Origin of the sequence: Pseudomonas sp., from assembly GCF_041601375.1 — a bacterium.
GTDB lineage: Bacteria > Pseudomonadota > Gammaproteobacteria > Pseudomonadales > Pseudomonadaceae > Aquipseudomonas.
In genome coordinates this window covers 1-21,475 of record NZ_JBFIIG010000028.1, presented here as the reverse complement: position 1 = coordinate 21,475, position 21,475 = coordinate 1, and the positions used below count along the sequence as shown (strand labels likewise).

Below are 21,475 nucleotides of genomic sequence, written 5' to 3'. Positions count from 1 at the left end.
CCATGAACTAATGATTCAAGCATTAACGAGGAACTTGTCATGGGATGCGGATGTGGTGGTGGCAATGCAGGGCAGGGCGGTTGCGGCGGACAAAAGCCGCCTGTCGATCTGATAGTCGATGCCCCTGGCGTACAAGAGGTAACCCCGGAATCGCGGCCCTCGGCCGATGAACCCGAGGCGCTCGCCGAGGAGGTCGAGTCAGCCCCCATGCTGATCGCCAGCAGCGAGCAGGAATGGCCACGGGTCACGGTCAACGGCGTGACTATCGCACCCGAGGCCATGGCCCAGGAGCTGCAATATCACCCGGCGCAAAGCCGTGAGGAAGCGGTGTTTCTGGCCGCCCAGGCGCTGGTGATCCGTGAGTTGCTGCAGCAGCGCATCGCAGAGTTGGGCTTGACGGTGCAAGCCGATCCCGGCGAAAGCGCGGAGGAGGCGGCTACCCGGCAACTTATCGAGCTGGAAGTGGCGCTGCCGGAGTGCGACGAGCAAAGCTGTCAGCATTATTACCAGAGCAACCAGGCGCGCTACGTCACCGCTCCCTTGCTGGCGGCGCGGCATATCCTGCTCGAGTGCGCCCCGGACGATGCCGAGGCCCGCAGCCTGGTGCGCGAGAAGGCCGATCAGTTGCTCGAGCTGTTGCGCCAGGATGGCGGTCGCTTCGCCGAATTGGCCCTGGCCCATTCGGCCTGTCCGTCCAAGGCCCAAGCCGGCGCGTTGGGGCAACTGAGCAAAGGCCAGACCGTGCCCGAATTCGAGCGGCAACTGTTCAAGCTGCCCGCCGGATTGGCCGGCCAACCGCTTGAAAGTCGCTACGGCTGGCATGTGGTGAGCGTCGACCAGCGCATCGAAGGCAAGCAATTGCCCTACGACGTGGTAGCCGGCTCCATCCGCGCGCTATTGCAACAAGGCGTGTGGCAGAAGGCCGTGGCCCAGTACCTGCAAACCCTGATTGGCGCGGCGGATATCGTCGGCATCCGCTTGCAAGGCGCCGATTCGCCGCTGTTGCAGTAGCCACGATGGCAATGCTGCGCCGCGCGAGGCTCGATTTTTCCCAGGCATGGAGAACCCCATGAATACTGTGTTGCAGGATGGCTTCGGCCGGCAGATCGATTACCTGCGCATGTCGGTCACCGACCGCTGTGATTTCCGCTGTGTCTATTGCATGGCCGAAGACATGACCTTCCTGCCGCGTCAGCAGGTGCTCGGCCTCGAAGAACTCTACCGCCTGGCGGCGCTGTTCGTTGGCCTGGGAGTGAAGAAGATCCGCCTGACCGGCGGCGAACCCCTGGTGCGCACGGGCATCGTCGATCTGTGCCAGCGCGTCGCCGCCTTGCCCGGCCTGCGCGAGCTGGTGATGACCAGCAACGGCTCGCAATTGGTGAAGCTGGCCAGGCCGCTGGCCGACGCCGGGGTCAAGCGCCTGAACATCAGCCTCGACAGCCTGGATGCCGGCAAATTTCGTGGCATCACCCGCACCGGCAGTCTGCGCCAGGTGTTGGACGGCATCGAAGCCGCGCGCGAGGCCGGCTTCGAACGGATCAAACTCAACGCGGTCATCATGAAAGGACGCAACTTCGATGAAGTGCTCGACCTGGTCGACTACGCCATCACCAGGCAACTGGATATCAGCTTCATCGAAGAAATGCCCCTGGGCGATGTCGGCCGTTCGCGCGGCGAGTCCTACTGCTCCAGCGAAGAAGTGCGCAAACTGATCGCCAGCCGGCATGCCCTGCTCGACAGTGCCGAACACAGCGGCGGCCCGGCGCGCTACATGCGCCTGCAGGACCATGCGGCTACCCGTATCGGTTTCATCTCGCCCAACTCGCACAACTTCTGCAGCACCTGCAACCGCGTGCGCCTGACCGTCGAAGGGCGTCTGCTGTTGTGCCTGGGCCATGAAAATTCCATCGACCTGCGCGCGCTGGTGCGCCGCTACCCGCTGGACGATCAACCGATCATCGACGCGGTGCAGCAGGCCCTGCAAGGCAAACCCTGGCGCCATGAGTTCAGCGCCGCTGGCGAGGTGAAGATCCTGCGTTTCATGAACGCCAGCGGCGGCTGAAGCTTTGTCTCCGATGTCCCATCGACAAACCCTTTTACCCTCCCATTTGGCCGCCCTGAGCGGCCTTTTTTTCTGGCGCTGCCTGGCCGTTAGCCGCATGCGGTCTGGCCGCAGCGCTAGGCTGATGAACGCCACCCTGTGGGATGGGCTTCAGCCGCGACCTTTTGCTGGTGGCCATGCTCTGCGGGAGCAGCAGCCGAGTGCACTACAGTAATCGAGCTTAAGGGTGCGCTAGCGTACAGAGCAGACTTGGCTTGGCGGGTATAGTCGCGAGCTCTGCTTAATCTGGGTGATCGTGATGTCGTTTGGGATATATATCGTCGGCTACATCATATTCATCGTCGGCCTGGCGTTTGGTGCTCATCTGCTTGATGTACCTGCGCAGTGGATCGGCGTCGGTGTGCTCTGCCTGTCCGGGCTGGCCATCGTCCATGGCGTGACCGCCACTCGGCAAAAAGACGCCGCCTCCTGATTACGTAGCAATTGCCTGGAGCGCCAAGGCGGTCTTATCAAATAACCAATATCTCATTGATTTTATTGGTAATTACGCTTTTGTAGGAGCGGCTTTAGCCGCGAATTCTTCGCGGCACAGCACAGCTTCGCGGCTGAAGCGGAACGCCGCCCGGCCGCTCCTACAGGTACCCACAAGCCGACAGACACCATTGCCCCCGTTTGCTGCGCGACAGCGCGGTGTCTGGACGACGGGCGATCTCTCATGTAATCGCCTCAGGGCTGCATTGCCCCCCTACAACAACTCGAAGCGCTGGCCTGCACGGCTTGCGAGTCCAGGCTGACTTGCACCTCGAATTCACCCGGCTCGGCGAGGTGTTGCAATTGCGCGTTGAAGAACTTCAGGTCAGCGTCATCGATGCTGAAACGCACCTGGCTGTGCTCGCCGGCCTTGAGCGTGACTTTGCGAAGGCGCTTCAATTCCTTGACCGGCCGCACCACGGAAGCCGCCATGTCGCGGATATACAGCTGCACCACAGTCGCGCCGTCGCGCGGCCCGGTGTTCAGGGTCAGGCTGACGTCGAGGCTGCCATCGCGCGCCAGGCGGTGGCTCGATAGCTGAAAAATCGGACAGACTGAAGTCGCTGTAGCTCAAGCCATAGCCGAACGGATACAGCGGCCCGTCGGCGTCCTCGAAATACTGCGAGGTGTAGTTGCCAGGCCGTCCCTCGACATACGGACGACCGAGGCGCAAATGGTTGTAGTAGGTCGGGATCTGCCCGACCGTGCGCGGGAAGGTGATGGGTAGCTTGAGCGTGGGTCGCGGCTGATATCGAGCATTTGCGCGAAGGTCATGTCGAGGCCGTCGGCGCTGGCCTCGATGGCAGAGACGCGACCGCTCAGGGCAATCGCCTGCAGATCCCCACTGGATGCCAGGGCCAGGCTGATCGGAAAAATGGTGCGGTGGCCGTGCTCTCCGAGTTCACCAATTTGTCGGTTGGCACCGAGGTACGCAGTTCAACAGCGTGCGGCCTGCGGCTGTGCCGAGCCGATTGCCACGTTCCTTGCGGCGATGGGTGGCTTAAGCAGCCCCGGGCGCAACTGCCGTTCAGGCGCTTACGACGGGGGGGCGGATGATGCAGTAGCTCAGGAAGCGGCTCATGTCCCGGGACAGGTTGATGAAGAATATTCCGAACTGCGGGCTATCCAGTTCCTGCAACCTGGCCAGCGCCTGGCTGGTGATCTTCAGGACGATGCATTCGCTGACCGCCTCGCCGCTCAGCAGCCGCGGACGCATCGCCAGCATGGCGGGGAAGCCGACACTTTCCCCGGCGCAACTGGTGTGGGTGATTTCCCGGCCGTTTTCACTGTCCTGATATATCGCCATTTGCCCCTGCAGAATCACGTAGAAGCATTCGGCGCGCTCGCCCTGGCGGTAGAGGTTTTCGCTCGGCGCCAACTTGAGCAACTCACCGCAGGCCAGCACCTGCTCGACAAAACTGTCCGAGAGGGCGCCGAAGGCGGACATCTGCTTGAAGGCATCGGCAGGAAGAATTGTGTCAAGTGCAGCTAGCTCGAGCGTTTGCATGTGATGGCACCTGCCCTCCCTCCGTGCTGGAGCGGCATCAAGGTCACAAAGCAGCGGCGTGGTCGCCGTCATCAGGGCATGCCCATTAGCAGACGCGAGTTCTCTGAGCGGCTGCCGGCATACCTGCTGCCAGTATAAGCCTATGGGCCGGAGGCTGGGGCGCGGTAACGCCCCCTGAATTCAGGAGTTGTTGGCTTACGTGAACACGTTACTCATTTTGATTTTAAGTAGTTCTTTGGCGCCATTTTTAGTGAGTGCGCCGTGTCCAGCAATAATGGCGTCGAAGTCTAGCGCTAAAAGAGCTTCGAAATCATTTTTAAGCGTTTTCCCCTTTGGCGTTACGCGCTTCAACCAAGGCCCTCCAATGTTTAGACCTGTTTTGAAGCCTAGTAACTTAAAGGCAAATTTTGTAAGCCGCGAGAAATAGCTCCAATCAGAATGATATTGAATGCTGTCGGTAGTTATTAATAGCTTGTGTTCTTTAATGAGAAGCGCTGCTTCTGGAAAAATGGCAGTTTCAAAAATGAAAAATTCGGAATTGCTGATGGGCCCCGTAGTGCTTGAATTGATAATTTTTGTTGGGCTTGGTGATTTGTATGTTTCCTGGTCTTGCTGAGCCCAGAACGCACATTTGTATCTGTTTAGGTAAAACTCATCGTCAAGACCGTGAAAGTCTCCCAGCCTGATTATTTTGCTCACCTTGCCAAGTAGATCTAAAGCTGCAAGGCCTTCCTCGTTCATGCGAACTGGATTAATTAATGTTAATTCTGGCCCGCTTTGTAGAATGACCATGTTTCTGTTCATTCTCATTCCGGGGCCCATTCTAATGCTGCCATGCAGCAGAAATACGCCAGGGTATAAATTCTGTATTTGATCGTGTGGATATGCTGGCGGATACATTACTCTTCCTTAAGTAAGCTAACTACTATTAGGCGACATGCCGTGTCGCGTTCAAACGCGACAGGGTGTCGTATAACATTCCTTGTCGTCCTGTAAGTCCTTGATCCGCCTCGGTCAGGCTGCAGTAAGCGCGACAGCGATCGAGGGGAAACGCGACAGGGGTGACGGCAAGCCCGACTGCCCGGCAATTTCACCGGCAGCGCCAGCGACGCTACCCAGTTGCCCTCGTTCTGTCCACCAGCAGTGTTCGCACATTTCTGTGTTCTTACCGATTGCTGCCGGTAACCGCGCCATAGCCAGGCCAGAACCTTGCGGTACCGGCACTCCTGGCGCCTTGTGCGTGGCGCCCCCTGATCGGCCAGCCACGGCGGTTTTCGGTTCTTGACTTGAATCAATCCCGTGACGGGGTTTTGCGCGTAACTTCTACTGCATATTGTGTTTTCAGATAAACAAATATCTATATGTAGTGTCAGGAGGCGACATGCTCAGCCCGATTCAAGCCCTTCACCCGCAGCAGTTATGCAAGCGCGATGGCAGCATCACCGCGTTCGATCTCGGCAAGATTCGTCAGGCGATCATCGCGGCGGGCGCAGCCAGTGGCGAGTTCGACGAGGCACTGGCGGGGGAGCTGGCCGAAGCGGTGCTGCTGCGCCTGCTGGAATTGCCCAGTATCGATGTCGAACAGGTCCAGGACCGCGTCGAGCGGGTACTGATGGAGGCCGGTTTCTACCAGACCGCGCGCGCCTATATCGTCTACCGCGAGCGCCATGGCCGCTTGCGCCGTGACCGCAAGGCGCTGGTGGATGTGGCGGCGTCGATGAACGAATACCTGTCGCGCGAGGATTGGCGGGTGCGGGCCAACGCCAACCAGGGCTATTCCCTCGGCGGCTTGATCCTCAACGTGTCGGGCAAGGTCACCGCGAACTACTGGCTGGACGAGGTGTACAGCGAGAGCATCGGTCTGGCGCACCGCGACGCCGATCTGCATGTACATGACCTGGACATGCTCGCCGGTTACTGCGCCGGCTGGTCGCTGCGCAGCCTGCTGAATGAGGGTTTCAACGGCATTCCCGGGCGGGTCGAAGCGGGGCCGCCCAAGCACCTGTCCAGTGCCCTGGGGCAGATGGTCAACTTCCTCGGCACCCTGCAGAACGAGTGGGCCGGCGCCCAGGCGTTCAGCTCGTTCGATACCTACCTGGCGCCCTATGTGCGCAAGGACAACCTGGGCTTTGCCGAGGTGCGCCAGGCCATCCAGGAGTTCATCTACAACCTCAATGTGCCGTCGCGCTGGGGCACCCAGACGCCGTTCACCAACCTGACCTTCGACTGGGTCTGCCCGGAAGACCTGCGCGAGCAGATCCCCTACATCGGCGGGGTGGAGATGCCCTTCGCCTATGGCGACCTGCAGGCCGAGATGGAGCTGATCAACCGTGCCTATATCGAGGTGATGCAGGCCGGCGACGCCATGGGCCGGGTGTTCACCTTCCCGATTCCGACCTACAACATCACCCATGACTTTCCCTGGGACAGCGAGAACGCCGACCGCCTGTTCGAGATGACCGCGCGCTACGGCCTGCCGTACTTCCAGAACTTCCTCAACTCGGACATGCAACCCAACCAGGTGCGCTCGATGTGCTGCCGCCTGCAACTGGACGTGCGCGAGCTGCTCAAGCGCGGCGGCGGCCTGTTCGGCTCGGCCGAGCAGACCGGCTCGCTGGGCGTGGTGACCATCAACTGCGCGCGCCTGGGCTATCTATTCAAGGGCGACACCCAGGGCCTGCTCAAGCGCCTCGATCATTTGATGGAGCTGGCGATGGAGAGCCTGGAGGTCAAGCGCAAGGTGATCCAGCACCACATGGACGCCGGTCTCTATCCCTATACCAAGCGTTACCTGGGCACCCTGCGCAATCACTTCTCGACCATCGGCCTGAATGGCCTGCACGAGATGCTGCGCAACTTCAGCGGCGATGAGGAGGGCATGCATACGCCCAAGGGCCGCGAATTCGCCCTGCATCTGCTCGACCATGTGCGGGCCACCCTGGTGCGCTTCCAGGAAGAAACCGGGCAGATGTACAACCTCGAGGCGACGCCGGCCGAGGGCACCACTTACCGCTTCGCCAAGGAAGACCGCAAGCGCTACCCGGACATTCTCCAGGCCGGCAGTGCCGAGGCGCCGTACTACACCAATTCCTCGCAATTGCCGGTGGGCTTTACCGACGACCCTTTCGAGGCGCTGGAACTGCAGGACGAACTGCAGTGCAAGTACACCGGCGGCACCGTGCTGCACCTGTACATGGCCGAGCGGATTTCCTCGATCCAGGCCTGCAAACAACTGGTGCGCAACGCCCTGGGCCGCTTCCGCCTGCCGTACCTGACGATTACCCCGACCTTTTCGATCTGTCCGGTGCACGGCTACCTGGATGGCGAGCACGAGTTCTGCCCGAAATGCGACGAGGCGCTGCTGCACAAGCAGGCCAGCCAGGGCGACACCGAGAAGGTCAGTGGCTGACTCGTAGGCTGGATTAGCTGGTTTGCGGCGTAACTAGCCGGCCACGCCATTGCCGGCCTGACGGCCGGGTGGTGGGTTACGCGGCGCTCGAGTGGGGTGGTGGCTCGGAACCCGGCGTTCGGCGCCGCTAACCCACCCTACGGATTGCAACCGCCTACGCCGCGCCCACTGGGGCGGCGTTGATCGGCCAAGAGTGAATAATTTCCCGTTTTCCCCACAGCAAGGAGCTACACCATGCACAGCACTCAGCAACTCCCCGAAGCACAACGCCAGCGCTGCGAAGTCTGGACCCGGGTGATGGGCTATCACCGTCCGGTCACCGCCTTCAACCCGGGCAAGCAGTCCGAGCACCTCGAGCGTCAGCACTTCACCGAAGCGGCGGCGCGAGTACGCACTGCGTGAGCAGAGCGCTACGGGTCGGGGGCATGGTGCCCCTGACCACCCTCGACTACCCCGGGCTGCTGGCCTGCGTGCTGTTCTGTCAGGGCTGCGCCTGGCGCTGTCGTTATTGCCACAACCCGGATCTGATCCCGGCCCGGGGTGAGCAGGAAATCGCCTGGTCGCAGGTACGGGCATTCCTTCTGCGGCGTCAGGGCCTGCTGCAGGCGGTGGTCTTCAGTGGCGGCGAGGCGACCTTGCAGGGTGGCCTGGTGCCGGCGATGGAGCAGGTGCGGCAGCTGGGTTATCGCGTCGGCCTGCACAGCGCCGGGATCAAGCCCTGGACCTTCGCCTGGGCGCTCAAGGCGGCGGACTGGGTCGGCTTCGACATCAAGGCCCTGGCCGAGGATGCCGAACTGATCACTGGGGTCAGCGGCAGCGGCAAGGCCAACTGGCGCAGCCTGGAACACCTGCTGGCCAGCGGCGTGGACTACGAATGCCGCACCACGGTGCATTGGCACCTGTTGGATGTGGAAAAGCTCTGGCGCATCGGCCAGCGCCTGCGGGCCTTCGGCGTCGAACGCTTCGCCGTGCAGCTGGTGCGCAGCGCGCGCATGCTCGACGCGGACTTGCCCATGACCGTGGCGCCGAAGGAGGCGGGCGAATTGTGGCAGCGCCTGGAGCAACTGTTCCCGCATTTCGAGTTGCGTGATCATTGATCGCCAAACCGACATCTATAGCGCTATGCCACAGATTGGGGCGGGGCCTGTAAGCCCGGCGTCTATAGTTGGGCTTCCAGCATCAGTGATTTTTGCCCATTGGGGTTCGCGCCGCTATGCCTGGGCGTCCCGCTCCACCTGGCAAGAGCGATACAAGGCACTTTGTGGGAACCGGATGTGCGTGAGAATTGACCCTCGTCAGGTGCGCCGCCTGCGCCGCTCCGTACAATCGCGGCATTATTGCCGGCTCCAACAGCGGGCAGGGCGCTGCGCCAGGCGCAGTCGCGGTCTTCCCATTCATGCTACGAGGTGGTCGAACATGGACCAATCGCTGAACTTCAATCGCGCACTGGTCGAGAAGTACGATCGCCCGGGGCCGCGCTATACCTCCTATCCCACCGCGCCGCAGTTCCACCAGGCGTTTGCCATGGACGATTATCAGAGCGCCGTTGCCGCGAGCAATCAGGCGGTCGCGCCCAAGCCGTTGTCGCTGTATATCCATATCCCGTTTTGCCAGAGCCTTTGCTACTACTGCGCCTGCAACAAGATCATCACCCAGAAGACCCACCGCGCGGTGGAGTACCTGACCTATCTCAAACGCGAGATCGCCATGCAGGCGGCGTTGTTCGACAACACGCGCAAGCTCACCCAGTTGCACCTGGGCGGCGGCACACCGACCTACCTGACCAGCGAGCAACTGGCCGACCTGATGGCCACCTTGCACCAGGCGTTCAACATGGATGACAGCGACGACCACGAGTTCTCCATCGAGGTCGACCCGCGCACCATCAGCACCGAACAGATCCAGCAGTTGCGTGGGCTCGGCTTCAACCGCCTGAGCTTCGGCGTGCAGGACTTCGATGCGCAGGTGCAAGCGGCGGTCAACCGGGTGCAGAGCGAGGAGCAGGTCTATGCCCTGGTCGCTGCCGCGCGCGAGGCGCGCTTCAAGTCGGTCAGCGTCGACCTGATCTATGGCCTGCCGCTGCAGACGGTGGCCAGTTTCGACGTCACCCTGAGCAAGATCATCGCCCTGCGCCCGGATCGAATCGCCGCCTACAGCTATGCCCATCTGCCGGAAATGGTGCGCGCGCAACGCCTGATCCGCCGCGAGGACATGCCGCCGCCGGAACGCAAGCTGGAGCTGCTGGAGCTGACCATCAAGCGCCTGACCGCCGCCGGCTACGTGTATATCGGCATGGACCATTTCGCCCTGCCGGACGACGAACTGGCCCTGGCCCGCGCCAACGGCACCCTGCAGCGTAATTTTCAGGGTTATTCCACCCATGCCGATTGCGACCTGATCGGCCTCGGCGTGTCCTCGATCGGCAACGTGGGCGACAGCTACAGCCAGAGCGTCAAGGAGCTCTCGCAGTACTATGCGCGCCTCGATCAGGGGCTGCTGCCGGTGCATCGCGGCTACAGCCTGAACGCCGACGACCTGCTGCGCCGCGAGGTGATCAGCGCCCTGATGTGCCATGGCCGGGTCGACTTCGCCACTGTCGAGGCGCGCCACGGTATTGACTTCAAGGACTACTTCGCCGATTCCCTGGCGGCCCTCGAGGAGCATGTGGCGGATCGTCTGGTGGAAATCCACGACGACGCCCTGGTGCTGCTGCCACAGGGGCACCTGATGATGCGCAGCGTGGCCATGGCCTTCGACGCCTACCTCGGCGCCGCGCAGAAGGGCCGCTTCTCGCGTACGGTGTGAGGGGCGCCAACCTTCCTGCAAATACCAATTAGCTCAGGCCGGGAAACGATCATTTCGAGACGGGCTCGCTAGGAATCTGTGATGAGCTATTCACTGCTGCATGTCGTGCACCTGCTGGCGGCCATTGCCTTTATCGGCACGCTGTTCTTCGAGGTGATCATCCTCGCCCAGGTCAAGCCGCAGCTCGCTCCTGGTGCGGTGGCCGAACTGGAGCAGGCGCTCGGCCGGCGCACGCGCACGGTGCTGCACTGGGTGGTGCTGCTGGTCTATGGCGCCGGTTTCGGCCTGGCCTGGCAGCACCGTCAGGCCCTGAGCGAGCCCTTAGCCAGCAGTTTCGCCACCTTGCTCAGCCTGAAGATCGTGTTGGCCGTCAGCCTGTTCTTCAGCTTCGGCCTGGTCGCCATGCTACTCAGGTCCGGACGCATGAGCCCGAGCCTGTACCGCAAGCTGCACTGGGCCGTGCTGGGGCAGATGCTCGGCATCGTCCTGCTGGCCAAGGCGATGTTCTATATCCATTGGTAGGGATATTGCGGCCGACGCGGCTGCTAGGGTGCCGTGGCACCTGCAAGAGCGCTCCGCAGCGCATCCGGAATCTACCCGGCGTGCTGTTGTAGGGTGGATGACGCTCCACCCATCCACCAATGGCGGTGACGGTGGTGGATGAAAACAGCGTCATCCACTCTACCTAAATCTGAGGTTGCTGCTAGCAGCTTTGCCGCGGCCTGTGATGATCCCGGTCAAGATTCGGCGGCGGCCGGGCGGGCGTGATTGGGCGCCGATTCAGGTCGATGGATATCCTGGGTTTTGCCCCGGTGGCGGCCTACCGTAAAGCCTCAACCCCATGATCGATACGAGGTTCGCCATGCACTTTGCCTACAACCCCCGCACCGAAGCACTGCGTCAGCAGCTGCGCACTTTCATGGACGCTCACATAGTGCCGCGCATCGGTGCCTGGCAGGCGGCGGTGGCTGCGGGGCAGTTTCCGGTGCCGTTCATGGCCGACCTCAAGGCCCTGGCGCGCGACGAAGGCTTGTGGAACCTGTTCCTGCCGGCGCTGGGTGCGGACGAGCCTGGGACCCGCCTGAGCAACCTGGAATATGCCCCGCTGGCGGAGATCATGGGCCGCGTGTCCTGGGCCTCCGAGGTGTTCAACTGCAACGCGCCGGACACCGGCAACATGGAGCTGCTGCACCTGTTCGCCAGCCCCGAGCAACGTGCGCGCTGGCTGCTGCCACTGCTCGACGGCGAGATCCGTTCGGCCTTCGCCATGACCGAGCCGGATGTGCCCTCATCGGATGCCAGCAACATCCGGACCCTGATCCGCCGCGACGGCGACCAGTACGTGATCAACGGGCGCAAGTGGTTCATCACCAACGCTTCGCACCCCGACTGCAAGCTGCTGATCGTCATGGGCAAGACCGACCCGGAGGCCGACGCCCACCAGCAGCAGAGCATGATCCTGGTGCCGTTCGATACGCCCGGCGTCGAGCTGCTGCGCAATATTCCGGTGATGAACCACGTCGCCCCGGAAGGCCACAGCGAGCTGCTGCTGCGCAACGTGCGGGTGCCGGTCGGCAACCTGCTGGGCGAGGAGGGTGCGGGCTTCATGATGGCCCAGGCGCGCCTCGGTCCCGGGCGCGTGCATCACTGCATGCGCTCGATCGGCATGGCCGAGCTGGCCCTGGAGCTGATGGTCGAGCGCTGCCAGGAGCGCAAGGCTTTCGGCAAGTACCTGCACCAGTACGCCAATATCGGCGACTGGATCGCCGAGTCGCGCATCGAGATCGAACAGGCGCGGCTGTTGGTGCTCAAGACCGCCTGGATGATCGACGAAGTCGGCGCCAAGGCCGCGCGCAAGGAAATCGCCATGATCAAGGCGTTGGTGCCGGGCATGCACACCCGCGTGGTCGACCGTGCCATGCAGGTCTACGGGGCCATGGGCCTGACTCCGGACACGCCGCTGGCCGATATGTGGACCACCGGCCGTGCGCTGCGCTTCGCCGACGGCCCGGATCAGGTGCATCTGCGCAGCATCGCGCGCATGGAGCTCAAGGCCAGCGAAGCGCAGCGCGGCGCCACGGCAGCCTATCTGACCCCGTACGGTCACTAACCGGACGTTGTGTAGGTTGGGCCGGACCACCTTGGCCGAGCCTGCGAAGCCCAACGCCTGCGCGCCGTAGGCGGGTGAAAGCCGCCAGGCGAGCAGGCGCATACACGACTGCTGCAGACTTGATGGCGCCGTAACCCACCGTTGAGGCCGACCGGGCCATCGCATTGGTGGGTTACGCGGCGCCCGCACTACGCGGTGCCCCCGACATCCATGCCTTGCGCCGCTAACCCACCCTACGGGTGATCAGGCCCGTCGTTGAGCGGCGCCGCGGCGGTTTGTCGCAACTTGATTACGGTCAAGGGCAGGGCGCGCTGGGCTCCCTACCATGCTTGCATGATCCAGCCACAAAAGCCGAACCGCCCATGACCTACAACCAGTCGTCAATACCCCGCGTCCTGCGTACATGGACGGCTGGGTTGCTGATCCTGCTGGGGCTGCTGTTCACCGCCGCACAGGGCGTGCAGGCCAAGCCTTACGGCGACATCGAGCAACAACGCATCGATCTGGTTTTCCCCAAGGCTGACAGCGTTTCCGCGCCGCAAGGCGAATTCAAGGTGCGCACCCTGTCGAGTGGCGACGAGGTGCTCGGCTATGTGTTCCAGAGCCTGGATGTAGTCGATATTCCGGCCTATTCCGGCAAGCCGATCAACATGCAGGTGATCCTCGACACCGCGGGCGTGATTCAGGACGCCTATGTGCTCGAGCACCACGAACCGATCCTGCTGATCGGCATCCCCGAAGCCAAGCTGCACGCCTTCAACGCCAAGTACCAGGGCATCAAGGTCAACCAGCGGGTGGTGGTCGGCCGCTCCGGCGACCCGGATGCGGTCACCGTCGATGCGGTCACCGGCGCCACCGTGACGGTGATGGTGGTCAACGAGGTGGTGATGCGCGCCGCGTACAAGGTGGCGGTGTCGCTCGGTCTGGTCGAAGAGGCTGCCGGCCTGGCGCAGAAGCCGGCCACGGTGCGCGAGGATCTCTATCAGCCCGCCGACTGGGCCCTGCTCACCGGCAACGGCGCCATCCGCCGCCTGCACCTGACCCGTGGCCAGGTCGACGAGGCCTTCAAGGGCAGCGAAGCCGAAGGCTTCGAGGAGGCCGCGCCCGAGCAGGTCGACGATACCTTCATCGACCTCTACACCACGCACCTGAATGCGCCGACCATCGGCCGCAACCTGCTCGGCGACAACCAGTACCGCTTCCTCATGGACACGCTCAAGCCCGGCGAACAGGCGATTGCCGTACTGGGCAGCGGCGAGTACTCGTTCAAGGGGTCGGGCTACGTGCGCGGCGGCATCTTCGACCGGGTGCAGTTGCGTCAGTTCGGCGAAACCATCAGCTTCCATGACCGCGATTTCGAACGTCTGAGCGATGTCTATGCCGAGGGCATGCCGGATTTCAAGGAGATGGCGATCTTTATCGTGCGCGAGCCGTCCGGCTTCGATCCGGGCTCGCCCTGGTCCCTCGAACTGCTGGTGAAGCGGCAGACCGGACCGATCAGCGGCATCTTCAGCAGCTTCGAACTGCCCTATCAGATGCCCGAGGAATACCTCGAGCGGCCGCAGCCGACTGCCGCCGAGCTGGCTGCCGTCGAAGAAGCCAATCGACCACTGTGGCTGAATATCTGGTACCAGAAAAGCTTCCAGATCGGCGTGATCAGTCTGGCGTTGCTGCTGCTCACGGTGATCCTGTTCCTACAGGACAAGTTCACCCAGCGCCCGCATTTCCTCCACTGGCTGCGCCGTGGCTACCTGATCTTCACCGTGGTGTTCATCGGCTGGTATGCCCTGGGCCAGTTGTCGGTGGTCAACGTGCTGACCTTCGTCCACGCCCTGGTGCAGGATTTCCGCTGGGAGCTGTTCCTCACCGACCCGATCATCTTCATTATCTGGACCTTCACCGCCGCCAGCATCCTGCTCTGGGGCCGCGGCGTGTTCTGCGGCTGGCTGTGCCCGTTCGGCGCCCTGCAGGAGCTGATCAACGAGGCCGCACGCAAACTGAAAATCCCCCAGTACGAGCTGCCCTTCGCGCTGCATGAGCGGCTCTGGGCGATCAAGTACATCATTCTCCTGCTGCTGTTCGGCCTCTCCCTGGAGTCGCTGGCCACCGCCGAGCGCTTCGCCGAAGTGGAACCGTTCAAGACCGCCATCACCCTCAAGTTCGATCGTCAGTGGTGGTTCGTGCTCTATGCGGTGCTGCTCCTGGTGATCAACATCTTCACCCGCAAGGTCTACTGCCGCTATGTCTGCCCGCTGGGCGCGGCGCTGGCCATTCCGAGCAAGTTCCGTCTGTTCGACTGGCTCAAGCGGCGCAAGGAATGCGGCAACCCCTGCCAGCTGTGTGCCAAGGAATGCGAGATCCAGGCGATCCATCCCGACGGCCATATCAATGCCAACGAGTGCCACTACTGCCTCGATTGCCAGATGACCTACCACAACGAGGACAAGTGCCCGCCGCTGATTCTCAAGCAGAAGAAACGCAGCAAGAAGGCGCCTGTCAGTGCCCAGTTGATACCCGTAGTGCAAGTAGTCCCTGAGCGAGCCCTATAAGCGCGTGAGCGCAGCCGTATTTATCTAGTCAAGGAGCAGAACCTGTGAGCGATAAAGAACCGAAGAACACGCCCGCAATCGATGGCAAAGAGCAGGCGCAAATACAGGAAAAGGCTGGCTTGAGCCGCCGCGGCTTCCTGGGTGCCAGCGCCATGACGGGCGCGGCGCTGGTCGGCGCGACGGCCTTGGGCAGCGCGGTGATGACCCGCGAGTCCTGGGCGGCGGCGGTCAAGGACTCGCAACAGAAATACCATGTCGCGCCGGGCGAACTGGACGATTACATCGGCTTCTGGAGCGGTGGCCACCAGGGCGAAGTGCGCGTGCTGGGCATTCCGTCCATGCGCGAACTGATGCGCATCCCGGTGTTCAACGTCGACTCGGCCACCGGTTGGGGGCTGACCAACGAAAGCCGCGCCATCATGGGCGATAGCGCCAAGTTCCTCAACGGCGACTGCCACCACCCGCACATCTCCATGGTCGAAGGCAAGTACGACGGCAAGTATGTGTTCATCAACGACAAGGCCAACAGCCGGGTCGCGCGTATCCGTCTGGATATCATGAAGTGCGACAAGATGCTGACCGTGCCCAACGTCCAGGCCATCCACGGTCTGCGCCTGCAGAAGGTGCCGTACACCAAGTACGTGTACGCCAACGCCGAGTTCGTCATCCCCCATCCCAACGATGGCAAGATCTTCGATCTGCAGGATGAAAACAGCTACACCCTATACAACGTCATCGACGCCGAGAAGATGGAGATGGCCTTCCAGATCATCGTCGACGGCAACCTCGACAACACCGACGCCGACTACACCGGCCGTTATACCGCGGCCACCTGCTACAACTCCGAGAAGGCCTACGATCTCGGCGGCATGATGCGCAACGAGCGTGACTGGGTGGTGGTGTTCAACATCGAGCGCGCCGAAGCGGCGGTCAAGGCCGGCAAGTTCATCACCCTGGGCGACTCCAAGGTGCCGGTACTCGACGGGCGCAAGAAAGGCGACAAGAACAGCGAGTTCACCCGCTACATCCCGGTGCCGAAGAACCCGCACGGTCTCAATACCTCATCCGACGGCAAGTACTTCATCGCCAACGGCAAGCTGTCGCCCACCGTGTCGATGATCGAAATCGCCAAGCTCGACGACCTGTTCGCCGACAAGCTCAAGGATCCGCGCGACACCATCGTCGCCGAACCGGAGCTGGGTCTCGGCCCGCTGCACACCACCTTCGACGGCCGCGGCAACGCCTACACCACGCTGTTCATCGACAGCCAGGTGGTCAAGTGGAGCATGGCCGACGCGGTGCGCGCCTATAAGGGCGAGAAGGTCAACTACATCAAGCAGAAGCTGGACGTGCAGTACCAGCCGGGTCACCTCCACGCCTCGCTGTGCGAAACCAGCGAAGCCGATGGCAAGTGGCTGGTCGCCCTGTGCAAGTTCTCCAAGGACCGCTTCCTGCAGGTCGGCCCGCTGCACCCGGAGAACGATCAACTGATCGACATTTCCGGCGAGGAAATGAAGCTGGTGCACGACGGCCCGACCTTCGCCGAGCCGCACGACTGCACCATGGCGCGTCGTGATCAGGTCAAGACCAAGAAGATCTGGGATCGCAACGACCCGTTTTTCGCTCCCACCGTGGCGCGGGCGAAGAAAGACGGCATCAACCTGGAGACCGACAACAAGGTCATCCGCGAGGGCAACAAGGTGCGGGTGTACATGACCTCGATGGCGCCGTCCTACGGCCTGACCGAGTTCAACGTCAACCAGGGCGATGAAGTCACCGTGACCATCACCAACATCGACCAGATCGAGGACGTATCCCACGGTTTCGTCATGGTCAACCATGGTGTGAGCATGGAAATCAGCCCGCAGCAGACCTCGTCGATCACCTTCATCGCCGACAAGCCGGGCCTGCACTGGTACTACTGCAGCTGGTTCTGCCACGCCCTGCACATGGAAATGGTCGGCCGCATGATGGTCAAGCCGGCGTAACCGCGCAGCTCCGCAAGATGGCTCCCACGTCGAGACGTCGAACCGTCCGTGTGGGAGCCCCGCCTGGGGCGCTTGGCGTCCCTACGGCTAAATGACTCAAGGTAGAAATGCAGTGTTAAACACCCAGGCAATGGCATGGCTTCGCGTCACAGCGCTATTGCTGCTTATTCTCTGCGGCGCCGCCCAGGCGGCGCCGCAACCCATCACCTCGCTGCCGCTGCAGGCCGATGGCGACAATCGCTGGCGGCTGCCCGCCGGCGAGTATCAAGGCTCGTTCAGCGTCGATCAGCCGATGCACATCCGCTGCGAACCGGGCGCCGTGTTGCAGGGCCAGGGGCAGGGCAACGGTCTGATCATCAGTGCCCCCGAGGTGACCATCGAGGGCTGCACGCTGCTCGACTGGGGCCGCGACCTGACCGCCATGAACGCCGCCGTGTTCATCCAGCCCAAGGCGCGTGGTGCGCTGATCAAGGACAACCGCATGCAGGGCCCCGGCTTCGGCATCTGGGTCGACGGCACGGCGGATGTCAGCCTGATCGGCAACAGCATCCAGGGCGATCCGAGCATCCGCTCGCAGGATCGCGGCAATGGCATTCACCTGTATGCGGTGCGCGGCGCCAAGGTCATCGGCAACCAGGTGCGCGATGCCCGCGACGGCATCTATATCGACACCTCGAACGGCAACCTGCTCGAGGGCAATACCCTGGAAGACCTGCGCTACGGCGTGCACTACATGTTCTCCAACGACAATCAGGTGCTCGGCAACGTCACCCGCCGCACCCGCACCGGCTATGCCCTGATGCAGAGCCGCAAGCTGACGGTGATCGGCAATCGCTCCGAACAGGACGAGAACTACGGGATCCTGATGAACTACATCACCTATTCCACCCTGCGCGACAATTTCGTCAGCGATGTGCGCAGCGGTAGCGACTCGACCGGCGACAGCATGATTGCCGGTGCCGAGGGCAAGGCGCTGTTCATCTACAACTCGCTGTTCAACAGCATCGAGCACAACCATTTTCAAGGCAGCGCTTTGGGTATTCACCTGACCGCCGGCTCCGAGGACAACCGTATCGCCGGCAACGCCTTCGTCGACAACCAGCAGCAGGTCAAGTATGTCGCGGTGCGTACTCAGGAATGGTCGGTGGAGGGGCGCGGCAACTACTGGAGCGACTACCTCGGCTGGGACCGCAACGACGACGGCCTGGGCGATGTCGCCTACGAACCCAACGACAACGTCGACCGCCTGCTGTGGCTGTACCCGCAGGTGCGTCTGTTGATGAACAGCCCGGGCATCGAACTGCTGCGCTGGGTGCAGCGCGCCTTCCCGGTGATGAAATCCCCTGGCGTGCAGGACAGCCACCCGCTGATGCAACTGCCGACCACCGATCTGCTGCCAACCCGCCAGGAGCCAACGCCATGAATGCCGTCGAAATCGAAGGCGTCAGCCAGCAGTACGGCAGCATGACCGTGCTGCACGACTTGAACCTGTGCCTGGGCGAAGGCGAAGTACTCGGCCTGTTCGGCCATAACGGCGCCGGCAAGACCACCAGCATGAAACTGATTCTCGGCCTGCTGCAGGCAAGCAGAGGCCGGGTGCAGGTGCTCGGGCGCAGTCCGAACGACTCGGTAGTGCGCCGTCAGCTCGGCTATCTGCCGGAGAACGTGACCTTCTATGCACAGCTCAGCGGCCGCGAGACGCTGCGCCATTTCGCCCGGCTCAAGGGCGCCGCACTGACCCAGGTGGACGCACTGCTGGAGCAGGTCGGCCTGGCCGATGCCAGGGATCGGCGGGTCAAGACCTATTCCAAGGGCATGCGTCAGCGTCTCGGCCTGGCCCAGGCATTGCTCGGCGCGCCGCGCCTGTTGCTGCTCGACGAACCCACGGTCGGCCTCGACCCCATCGCCACCCAGGATCTCTACCAGTTGGTCGACCGTCTGCGCCAGCAGGGCACCAGCATCATCCTCTGCTCGCATGTGTTGCCGGGGGTCGAGGCGCATATCAATCGCGCGGCGATTCTCGCCCATGGTCGTCTGCAGGCGGTCGGCAGTCTGGCCAGACTGCGCGAAGACGCCGGTCTGCCGGCGCTTATCCGCGCCAGTGGGCTGAAACAGAGCGCGCAGTTGTTGCAGCGCTGGCATGCCGACGGGCATCAAGCCCGCTCGGTCGGCGTCGATGGCGTCGAAGTGGTCGCTATCAACGGCCACAAGCTCGGCCTGCTGCGCCAGTTGCTCGGCGAGGGCGGGGCGCAGGACATCGACATCCACCAGCCTTCGCTGGAGGATCTGTACCGGCATTACATGGACCGGGCCCGGAGCACTCGGGCCGGGGAGGGTGCAGCATGACGCAGATCTGGAATATCGCCCGCAAGGAACTCAGCGACGGCCTGCGCAACCGCTGGTTGCTCGCCATCAGCCTGTTGTTCGCGGTGCTGGCGGTGGGCATCGCCTGGCTCGGCGCGGCGGCGTCGGGGCAACTGGGCTTCACTTCGATCCCGGCGACCATCGCCAGCCTGGCCAGCCTGGCCACCTTTCTGGTGCCGCTGATCGCGCTGCTGCTGGCCTACGACGCCATCGTCGGCGAGGACGAGGGCGGCACTTTGATGTTGTTGCTGACTTACCCCCTGGGCCGCGGTCAGTTGCTGCTGGGCAAATTCGTCGGCCACGGCCTGATCCTGGCGCTGGCCACCCTGATCGGTTTCGGCTGCGCGGCCCTGGCCATCGCCGTACTGGTCGAGGATATCGAGTTGGGCCTGCTGGCCTGGGCCTTCGGCCGCTTCATGCTGTCCAGCACGCTGCTGGGCTGGGTGTTCCTGGCCCTGGCCTATGTGCTGAGCAGCAAGGTCAGTGAAAAATCCAGCGCCGCCGGGCTGGCCCTGGGCGTGTGGTTCCTCTTCGTGCTGGTGTTCGATCTGGCCTTGCTGGCGCTGCTGGTGCTGAGCGAAGGCAAGTTCAACCCGGATCTGCTGCCCTGGCTGCTGCTGCTCAATCCGGCCGACGTCTACCGGCTGATCAACCTGTCCGGCTTCGAGGGCAGCGGCAGCGCGGTCGGCGTGATGGCCTTGGGCGGCGACCTGCCCATCGACGGCCCGCTGCTGTGGCTGTGCCTGCTGCTGTGGGTTGGCGCGCCGCTGCTGTTGGCCTATTGGGTATTCCTGCGCCGGCCGACCTGATTTTTTGCCTGCACCGTGCCTCTGTAGGGGGCGCTGCGCGTAGCGGCGTTTGTCCTGGTGCGCACGGCGCACCCTACGCGATTGGTTTCAAGTAACGCGAAAGTGCCTATGCCGCAAAGGCCTTGATGATTTGGGAGCCGCTCGCGGCATCCCAGCTAGGGAGAAAACAGTGATAAAGACTATTTGCCAGTTCACCACGCGGACCCTGCTGGCGCTATTGATCGGCCTGGGACTGCTGGCCTGCAGCGAGCCCGAAGCCGAGCAGAAAAGCCTGGCCCCGGTGGCCTTTCACGACACCGACGAGTGCCATGTGTGCGGCATGATCATCACCGATTTCCCCGGGCCCAAGGGCCAGGCGCTGGATAAAGCCGGGGTGAAGAAATTCTGTTCCGCCGCCGAGATGCTCGGTTGGTGGCTGCAACCGGAAAACCGAATCGGCGATGCCAAGCTCTACGTGCACGACATGGGCCGTAGCGACTGGGCCAAGCCCGACGACAGCCACCTGATCGATGCCACCAGCGCCTTCTATGTGGTCGGCCTCGGCGACAGCGGGTTGAAGGGCGCCATGGGCGCGGTGCTGGCCTCGTTCGCCGATGAACAGGCGGCCGGCAAACTGGCCGCCATCCACGGCGCCCAGGTGTTACGCTTCGAGCAGATCGACCAGAACGTGCTGCAGCAGGCCGCCGCCACGCAGCATTGAGTCCTGGCCGTCAACCTTTGCCATCATTCGCATAAGAGGAAATCCCATGGGTATCAGCATCTGGCAACTTCTGATCGTTCTGCTGATCGTGGTCATGCTGTTCGGCAGCAAACGCCTGCGCAGCCTAGGCTCCGACATCGGCGGGGCAATCGGCGGCTTTCGCAAATCAATGGGCAGCGACGCTGCACCGCAGCAGCCGGAATCGACCAAGCAGCCGTAGCCTGTTGCTCCCGGCCTGGCACACAGCCCGGCCGCACTTATCAAACTAGAAATAACTCGTTGTTCAATCCATATCTAATTGATTTTATGGGTTATGACGTTTTCTGTAGGAGCGGCTTTAGCCGCGAATTCTTTGGGGCACAGCCAAAGCTTCGCGGCTGAAGCGGAACACCGCCCGGCCGCTCCTACGGCCAGCATTTGTCTGCAGCCGCCAGCCTGGCCGATATGAACCTCTATTCGAGGACCCAGGCGCTGGGCGCGAGCCAGCCTCCGCTCAGCGCCATCTGCATGCCTGGAGCGCAAAGCTGATCGCGGTCAAGTCGCCAAAGCCCTTCCACCCTGTAAAAAGAGCCTAACGGCTGCCAATTTCCACGCGGCTGCAATGCTCCGGTTGGTGCTGCCCAAGCAGCTGCTTGCCGGGG

Annotated in this window: 18 protein-coding genes and 2 pseudogenes; 16 read left to right on the top strand and 4 right to left on the bottom strand. The window is 62.6% G+C overall.

What is annotated here, in order from left to right; translation table 11 throughout:
• Positions 1-39 precede the first annotated feature (39 nt).
• The 3 genes from ABZE94_RS06350 to ABZE94_RS06340 all read left to right on the top strand — a co-directional run bounded on the left by ABZE94_RS06350 (position 40) and on the right by ABZE94_RS06340 (position 2,534).
• On the top strand, positions 40-1,011 hold the full coding sequence (locus ABZE94_RS06350) for a peptidylprolyl isomerase (protein WP_372874687.1): 972 nt from the start codon (positions 40-42) through the stop codon (positions 1,009-1,011).
• 58 nt (positions 1,012-1,069) lie between these two features.
• Positions 1,070-2,062 carry a GTP 3',8-cyclase MoaA gene (gene moaA, locus ABZE94_RS06345; RefSeq protein WP_372874686.1) on the top strand — a complete coding sequence of 331 codons (993 nt, stop codon included), beginning with the start codon at positions 1,070-1,072 and terminating at the stop codon, positions 2,060-2,062.
• Between the two features lie 298 nt (positions 2,063-2,360).
• Entirely contained in the window at positions 2,361-2,534 is a 174-nt protein-coding gene (locus ABZE94_RS06340; RefSeq protein WP_372874685.1) for a hypothetical protein, read from the top strand.
• A gap of 273 nt (positions 2,535-2,807) precedes the next feature.
• Here the strand turns inward: ABZE94_RS06340 and ABZE94_RS06335 are convergent.
• From ABZE94_RS06335 to ABZE94_RS06320, 4 genes and pseudogenes are all read right to left on the bottom strand, one after another.
• Positions 2,808-3,332, bottom strand: a pseudogene (locus ABZE94_RS06335) (fibronectin type III-like domain-contianing protein); the annotation flags it as partial.
• A gap of 11 nt (positions 3,333-3,343) precedes the next feature.
• Positions 3,344-3,448: pseudogene (locus tag ABZE94_RS06330) on the bottom strand (hypothetical protein); the annotation flags it as partial.
• A gap of 172 nt (positions 3,449-3,620) precedes the next feature.
• Positions 3,621-4,100 (bottom strand): cyclic nucleotide-binding domain-containing protein, encoded by a 480-nt coding sequence (locus tag ABZE94_RS06325; protein ID WP_372874684.1) that lies wholly within the window; start codon positions 4,098-4,100, stop codon positions 3,621-3,623.
• A 195-nt stretch (positions 4,101-4,295) separates the two neighbouring features.
• Complete coding sequence (locus ABZE94_RS06320) at positions 4,296-4,892, bottom strand: hypothetical protein (protein WP_372874683.1); 597 nt, start codon at positions 4,890-4,892, stop codon at positions 4,296-4,298.
• A gap of 589 nt (positions 4,893-5,481) precedes the next feature.
• Here ABZE94_RS06320 and ABZE94_RS06315 point away from each other — a divergent pair.
• From ABZE94_RS06315 to tatA, 13 genes are all read left to right on the top strand, one after another.
• The gene (locus tag ABZE94_RS06315) at positions 5,482-7,509 is read left to right on the top strand and encodes a ribonucleoside triphosphate reductase (RefSeq protein ID WP_372874682.1); all 2,028 of its coding nucleotides are present in this window, start codon (positions 5,482-5,484) and stop codon (positions 7,507-7,509) included.
• Between the two features lie 234 nt (positions 7,510-7,743).
• Positions 7,744-7,911, top strand: coding sequence for an anaerobic ribonucleoside-triphosphate reductase (gene nrdD / locus ABZE94_RS06310; protein WP_372874681.1), 168 nt, complete (start codon positions 7,744-7,746; stop codon positions 7,909-7,911).
• On the top strand, positions 7,908-8,606 hold the full coding sequence (locus tag ABZE94_RS06305) for an anaerobic ribonucleoside-triphosphate reductase activating protein (RefSeq protein WP_372874679.1): 699 nt from the start codon (positions 7,908-7,910) through the stop codon (positions 8,604-8,606). The genes nrdD and ABZE94_RS06305 overlap by 4 nt, the downstream gene beginning before the upstream one ends.
• A 319-nt stretch (positions 8,607-8,925) precedes the next feature.
• A complete protein-coding gene (gene hemN, locus ABZE94_RS06300; protein ID WP_372874678.1) occupies positions 8,926-10,314 on the top strand; it encodes an oxygen-independent coproporphyrinogen III oxidase in 1,389 nt (462 codons plus the stop codon).
• An 81-nt stretch (positions 10,315-10,395) separates the two neighbouring features.
• On the top strand, positions 10,396-10,836 hold the full coding sequence (locus ABZE94_RS06295) for a CopD family copper resistance protein (RefSeq protein WP_372874677.1): 441 nt from the start codon (positions 10,396-10,398) through the stop codon (positions 10,834-10,836).
• A 340-nt stretch (positions 10,837-11,176) separates the two neighbouring features.
• Entirely contained in the window at positions 11,177-12,424 is a 1,248-nt protein-coding gene (locus tag ABZE94_RS06290) for an acyl-CoA dehydrogenase family protein (protein WP_372874676.1), read from the top strand.
• Positions 12,425-12,786: 362 nt separating this feature from the next.
• Complete coding sequence (gene nosR, locus ABZE94_RS06285; RefSeq protein ID WP_372874675.1) at positions 12,787-14,973, top strand: transcriptional regulator NosR; 2,187 nt, start codon at positions 12,787-12,789, stop codon at positions 14,971-14,973.
• A gap of 44 nt (positions 14,974-15,017) precedes the next feature.
• Positions 15,018-16,961: a TAT-dependent nitrous-oxide reductase gene (gene nosZ, locus ABZE94_RS06280; RefSeq protein ID WP_372874674.1), complete on the top strand. Its 1,944-nt coding sequence runs from the start codon at positions 15,018-15,020 to the stop codon at positions 16,959-16,961.
• A gap of 130 nt (positions 16,962-17,091) precedes the next feature.
• Positions 17,092-18,384 carry a nitrous oxide reductase family maturation protein NosD gene (locus tag ABZE94_RS06275; RefSeq protein WP_372874673.1) on the top strand — a complete coding sequence of 431 codons (1,293 nt, stop codon included), beginning with the start codon at positions 17,092-17,094 and terminating at the stop codon, positions 18,382-18,384.
• Complete coding sequence (locus ABZE94_RS06270) at positions 18,381-19,307, top strand: ABC transporter ATP-binding protein (protein WP_372874672.1); 927 nt, start codon at positions 18,381-18,383, stop codon at positions 19,305-19,307. The genes ABZE94_RS06275 and ABZE94_RS06270 overlap by 4 nt, the downstream gene beginning before the upstream one ends.
• Positions 19,304-20,134, top strand: a complete 831-nt coding sequence (locus tag ABZE94_RS06265; protein WP_372874671.1) for an ABC transporter permease — start codon at positions 19,304-19,306, stop codon at positions 20,132-20,134. Before ABZE94_RS06270 ends, ABZE94_RS06265 begins: the two co-directional genes overlap by 4 nt.
• Before the next feature lie 172 nt (positions 20,135-20,306).
• The gene (locus tag ABZE94_RS06260; protein ID WP_372874697.1) at positions 20,307-20,834 is read left to right on the top strand and encodes a nitrous oxide reductase accessory protein NosL; all 528 of its coding nucleotides are present in this window, start codon (positions 20,307-20,309) and stop codon (positions 20,832-20,834) included.
• A 46-nt stretch (positions 20,835-20,880) separates the two neighbouring features.
• A complete protein-coding gene (gene tatA, locus ABZE94_RS06255; RefSeq protein ID WP_372874670.1) occupies positions 20,881-21,054 on the top strand; it encodes a twin-arginine translocase TatA/TatE family subunit in 174 nt (57 codons plus the stop codon).
• Positions 21,055-21,475: the final 421 nt, after the last annotated feature.

Coding starts and splice junctions, on each gene's coding strand:
- ABZE94_RS06290 (WP_372874676.1), top strand. CDS start 11,177: ATGCACTTTGCCTACAACCCCCGCACCGAAGCACTGCGTCAGCAGCTG.
- nrdD (WP_372874681.1), top strand. CDS start 7,744: ATGCACAGCACTCAGCAACTCCCCGAAGCACAACGCCAGCGCTGCGAA.
- ABZE94_RS06315 (WP_372874682.1), top strand. CDS start 5,482: ATGCTCAGCCCGATTCAAGCCCTTCACCCGCAGCAGTTATGCAAGCGC.
- ABZE94_RS06340 (WP_372874685.1), top strand. CDS start 2,361: ATGTCGTTTGGGATATATATCGTCGGCTACATCATATTCATCGTCGGC.
- ABZE94_RS06350 (WP_372874687.1), top strand. CDS start 40: ATGGGATGCGGATGTGGTGGTGGCAATGCAGGGCAGGGCGGTTGCGGC.
- ABZE94_RS06320 (WP_372874683.1), bottom strand. CDS start 4,892: ATGGTCATTCTACAAAGCGGGCCAGAATTAACATTAATTAATCCAGTT.
- ABZE94_RS06270 (WP_372874672.1), top strand. CDS start 18,381: ATGAATGCCGTCGAAATCGAAGGCGTCAGCCAGCAGTACGGCAGCATG.
- ABZE94_RS06265 (WP_372874671.1), top strand. CDS start 19,304: ATGACGCAGATCTGGAATATCGCCCGCAAGGAACTCAGCGACGGCCTG.
- nosR (WP_372874675.1), top strand. CDS start 12,787: ATGACCTACAACCAGTCGTCAATACCCCGCGTCCTGCGTACATGGACG.
- ABZE94_RS06275 (WP_372874673.1), top strand. CDS start 17,092: ATGGCATGGCTTCGCGTCACAGCGCTATTGCTGCTTATTCTCTGCGGC.
- ABZE94_RS06295 (WP_372874677.1), top strand. CDS start 10,396: ATGAGCTATTCACTGCTGCATGTCGTGCACCTGCTGGCGGCCATTGCC.
- tatA (WP_372874670.1), top strand. CDS start 20,881: ATGGGTATCAGCATCTGGCAACTTCTGATCGTTCTGCTGATCGTGGTC.
- hemN (WP_372874678.1), top strand. CDS start 8,926: ATGGACCAATCGCTGAACTTCAATCGCGCACTGGTCGAGAAGTACGAT.
- moaA (WP_372874686.1), top strand. CDS start 1,070: ATGAATACTGTGTTGCAGGATGGCTTCGGCCGGCAGATCGATTACCTG.
- ABZE94_RS06325 (WP_372874684.1), bottom strand. CDS start 4,100: ATGCAAACGCTCGAGCTAGCTGCACTTGACACAATTCTTCCTGCCGAT.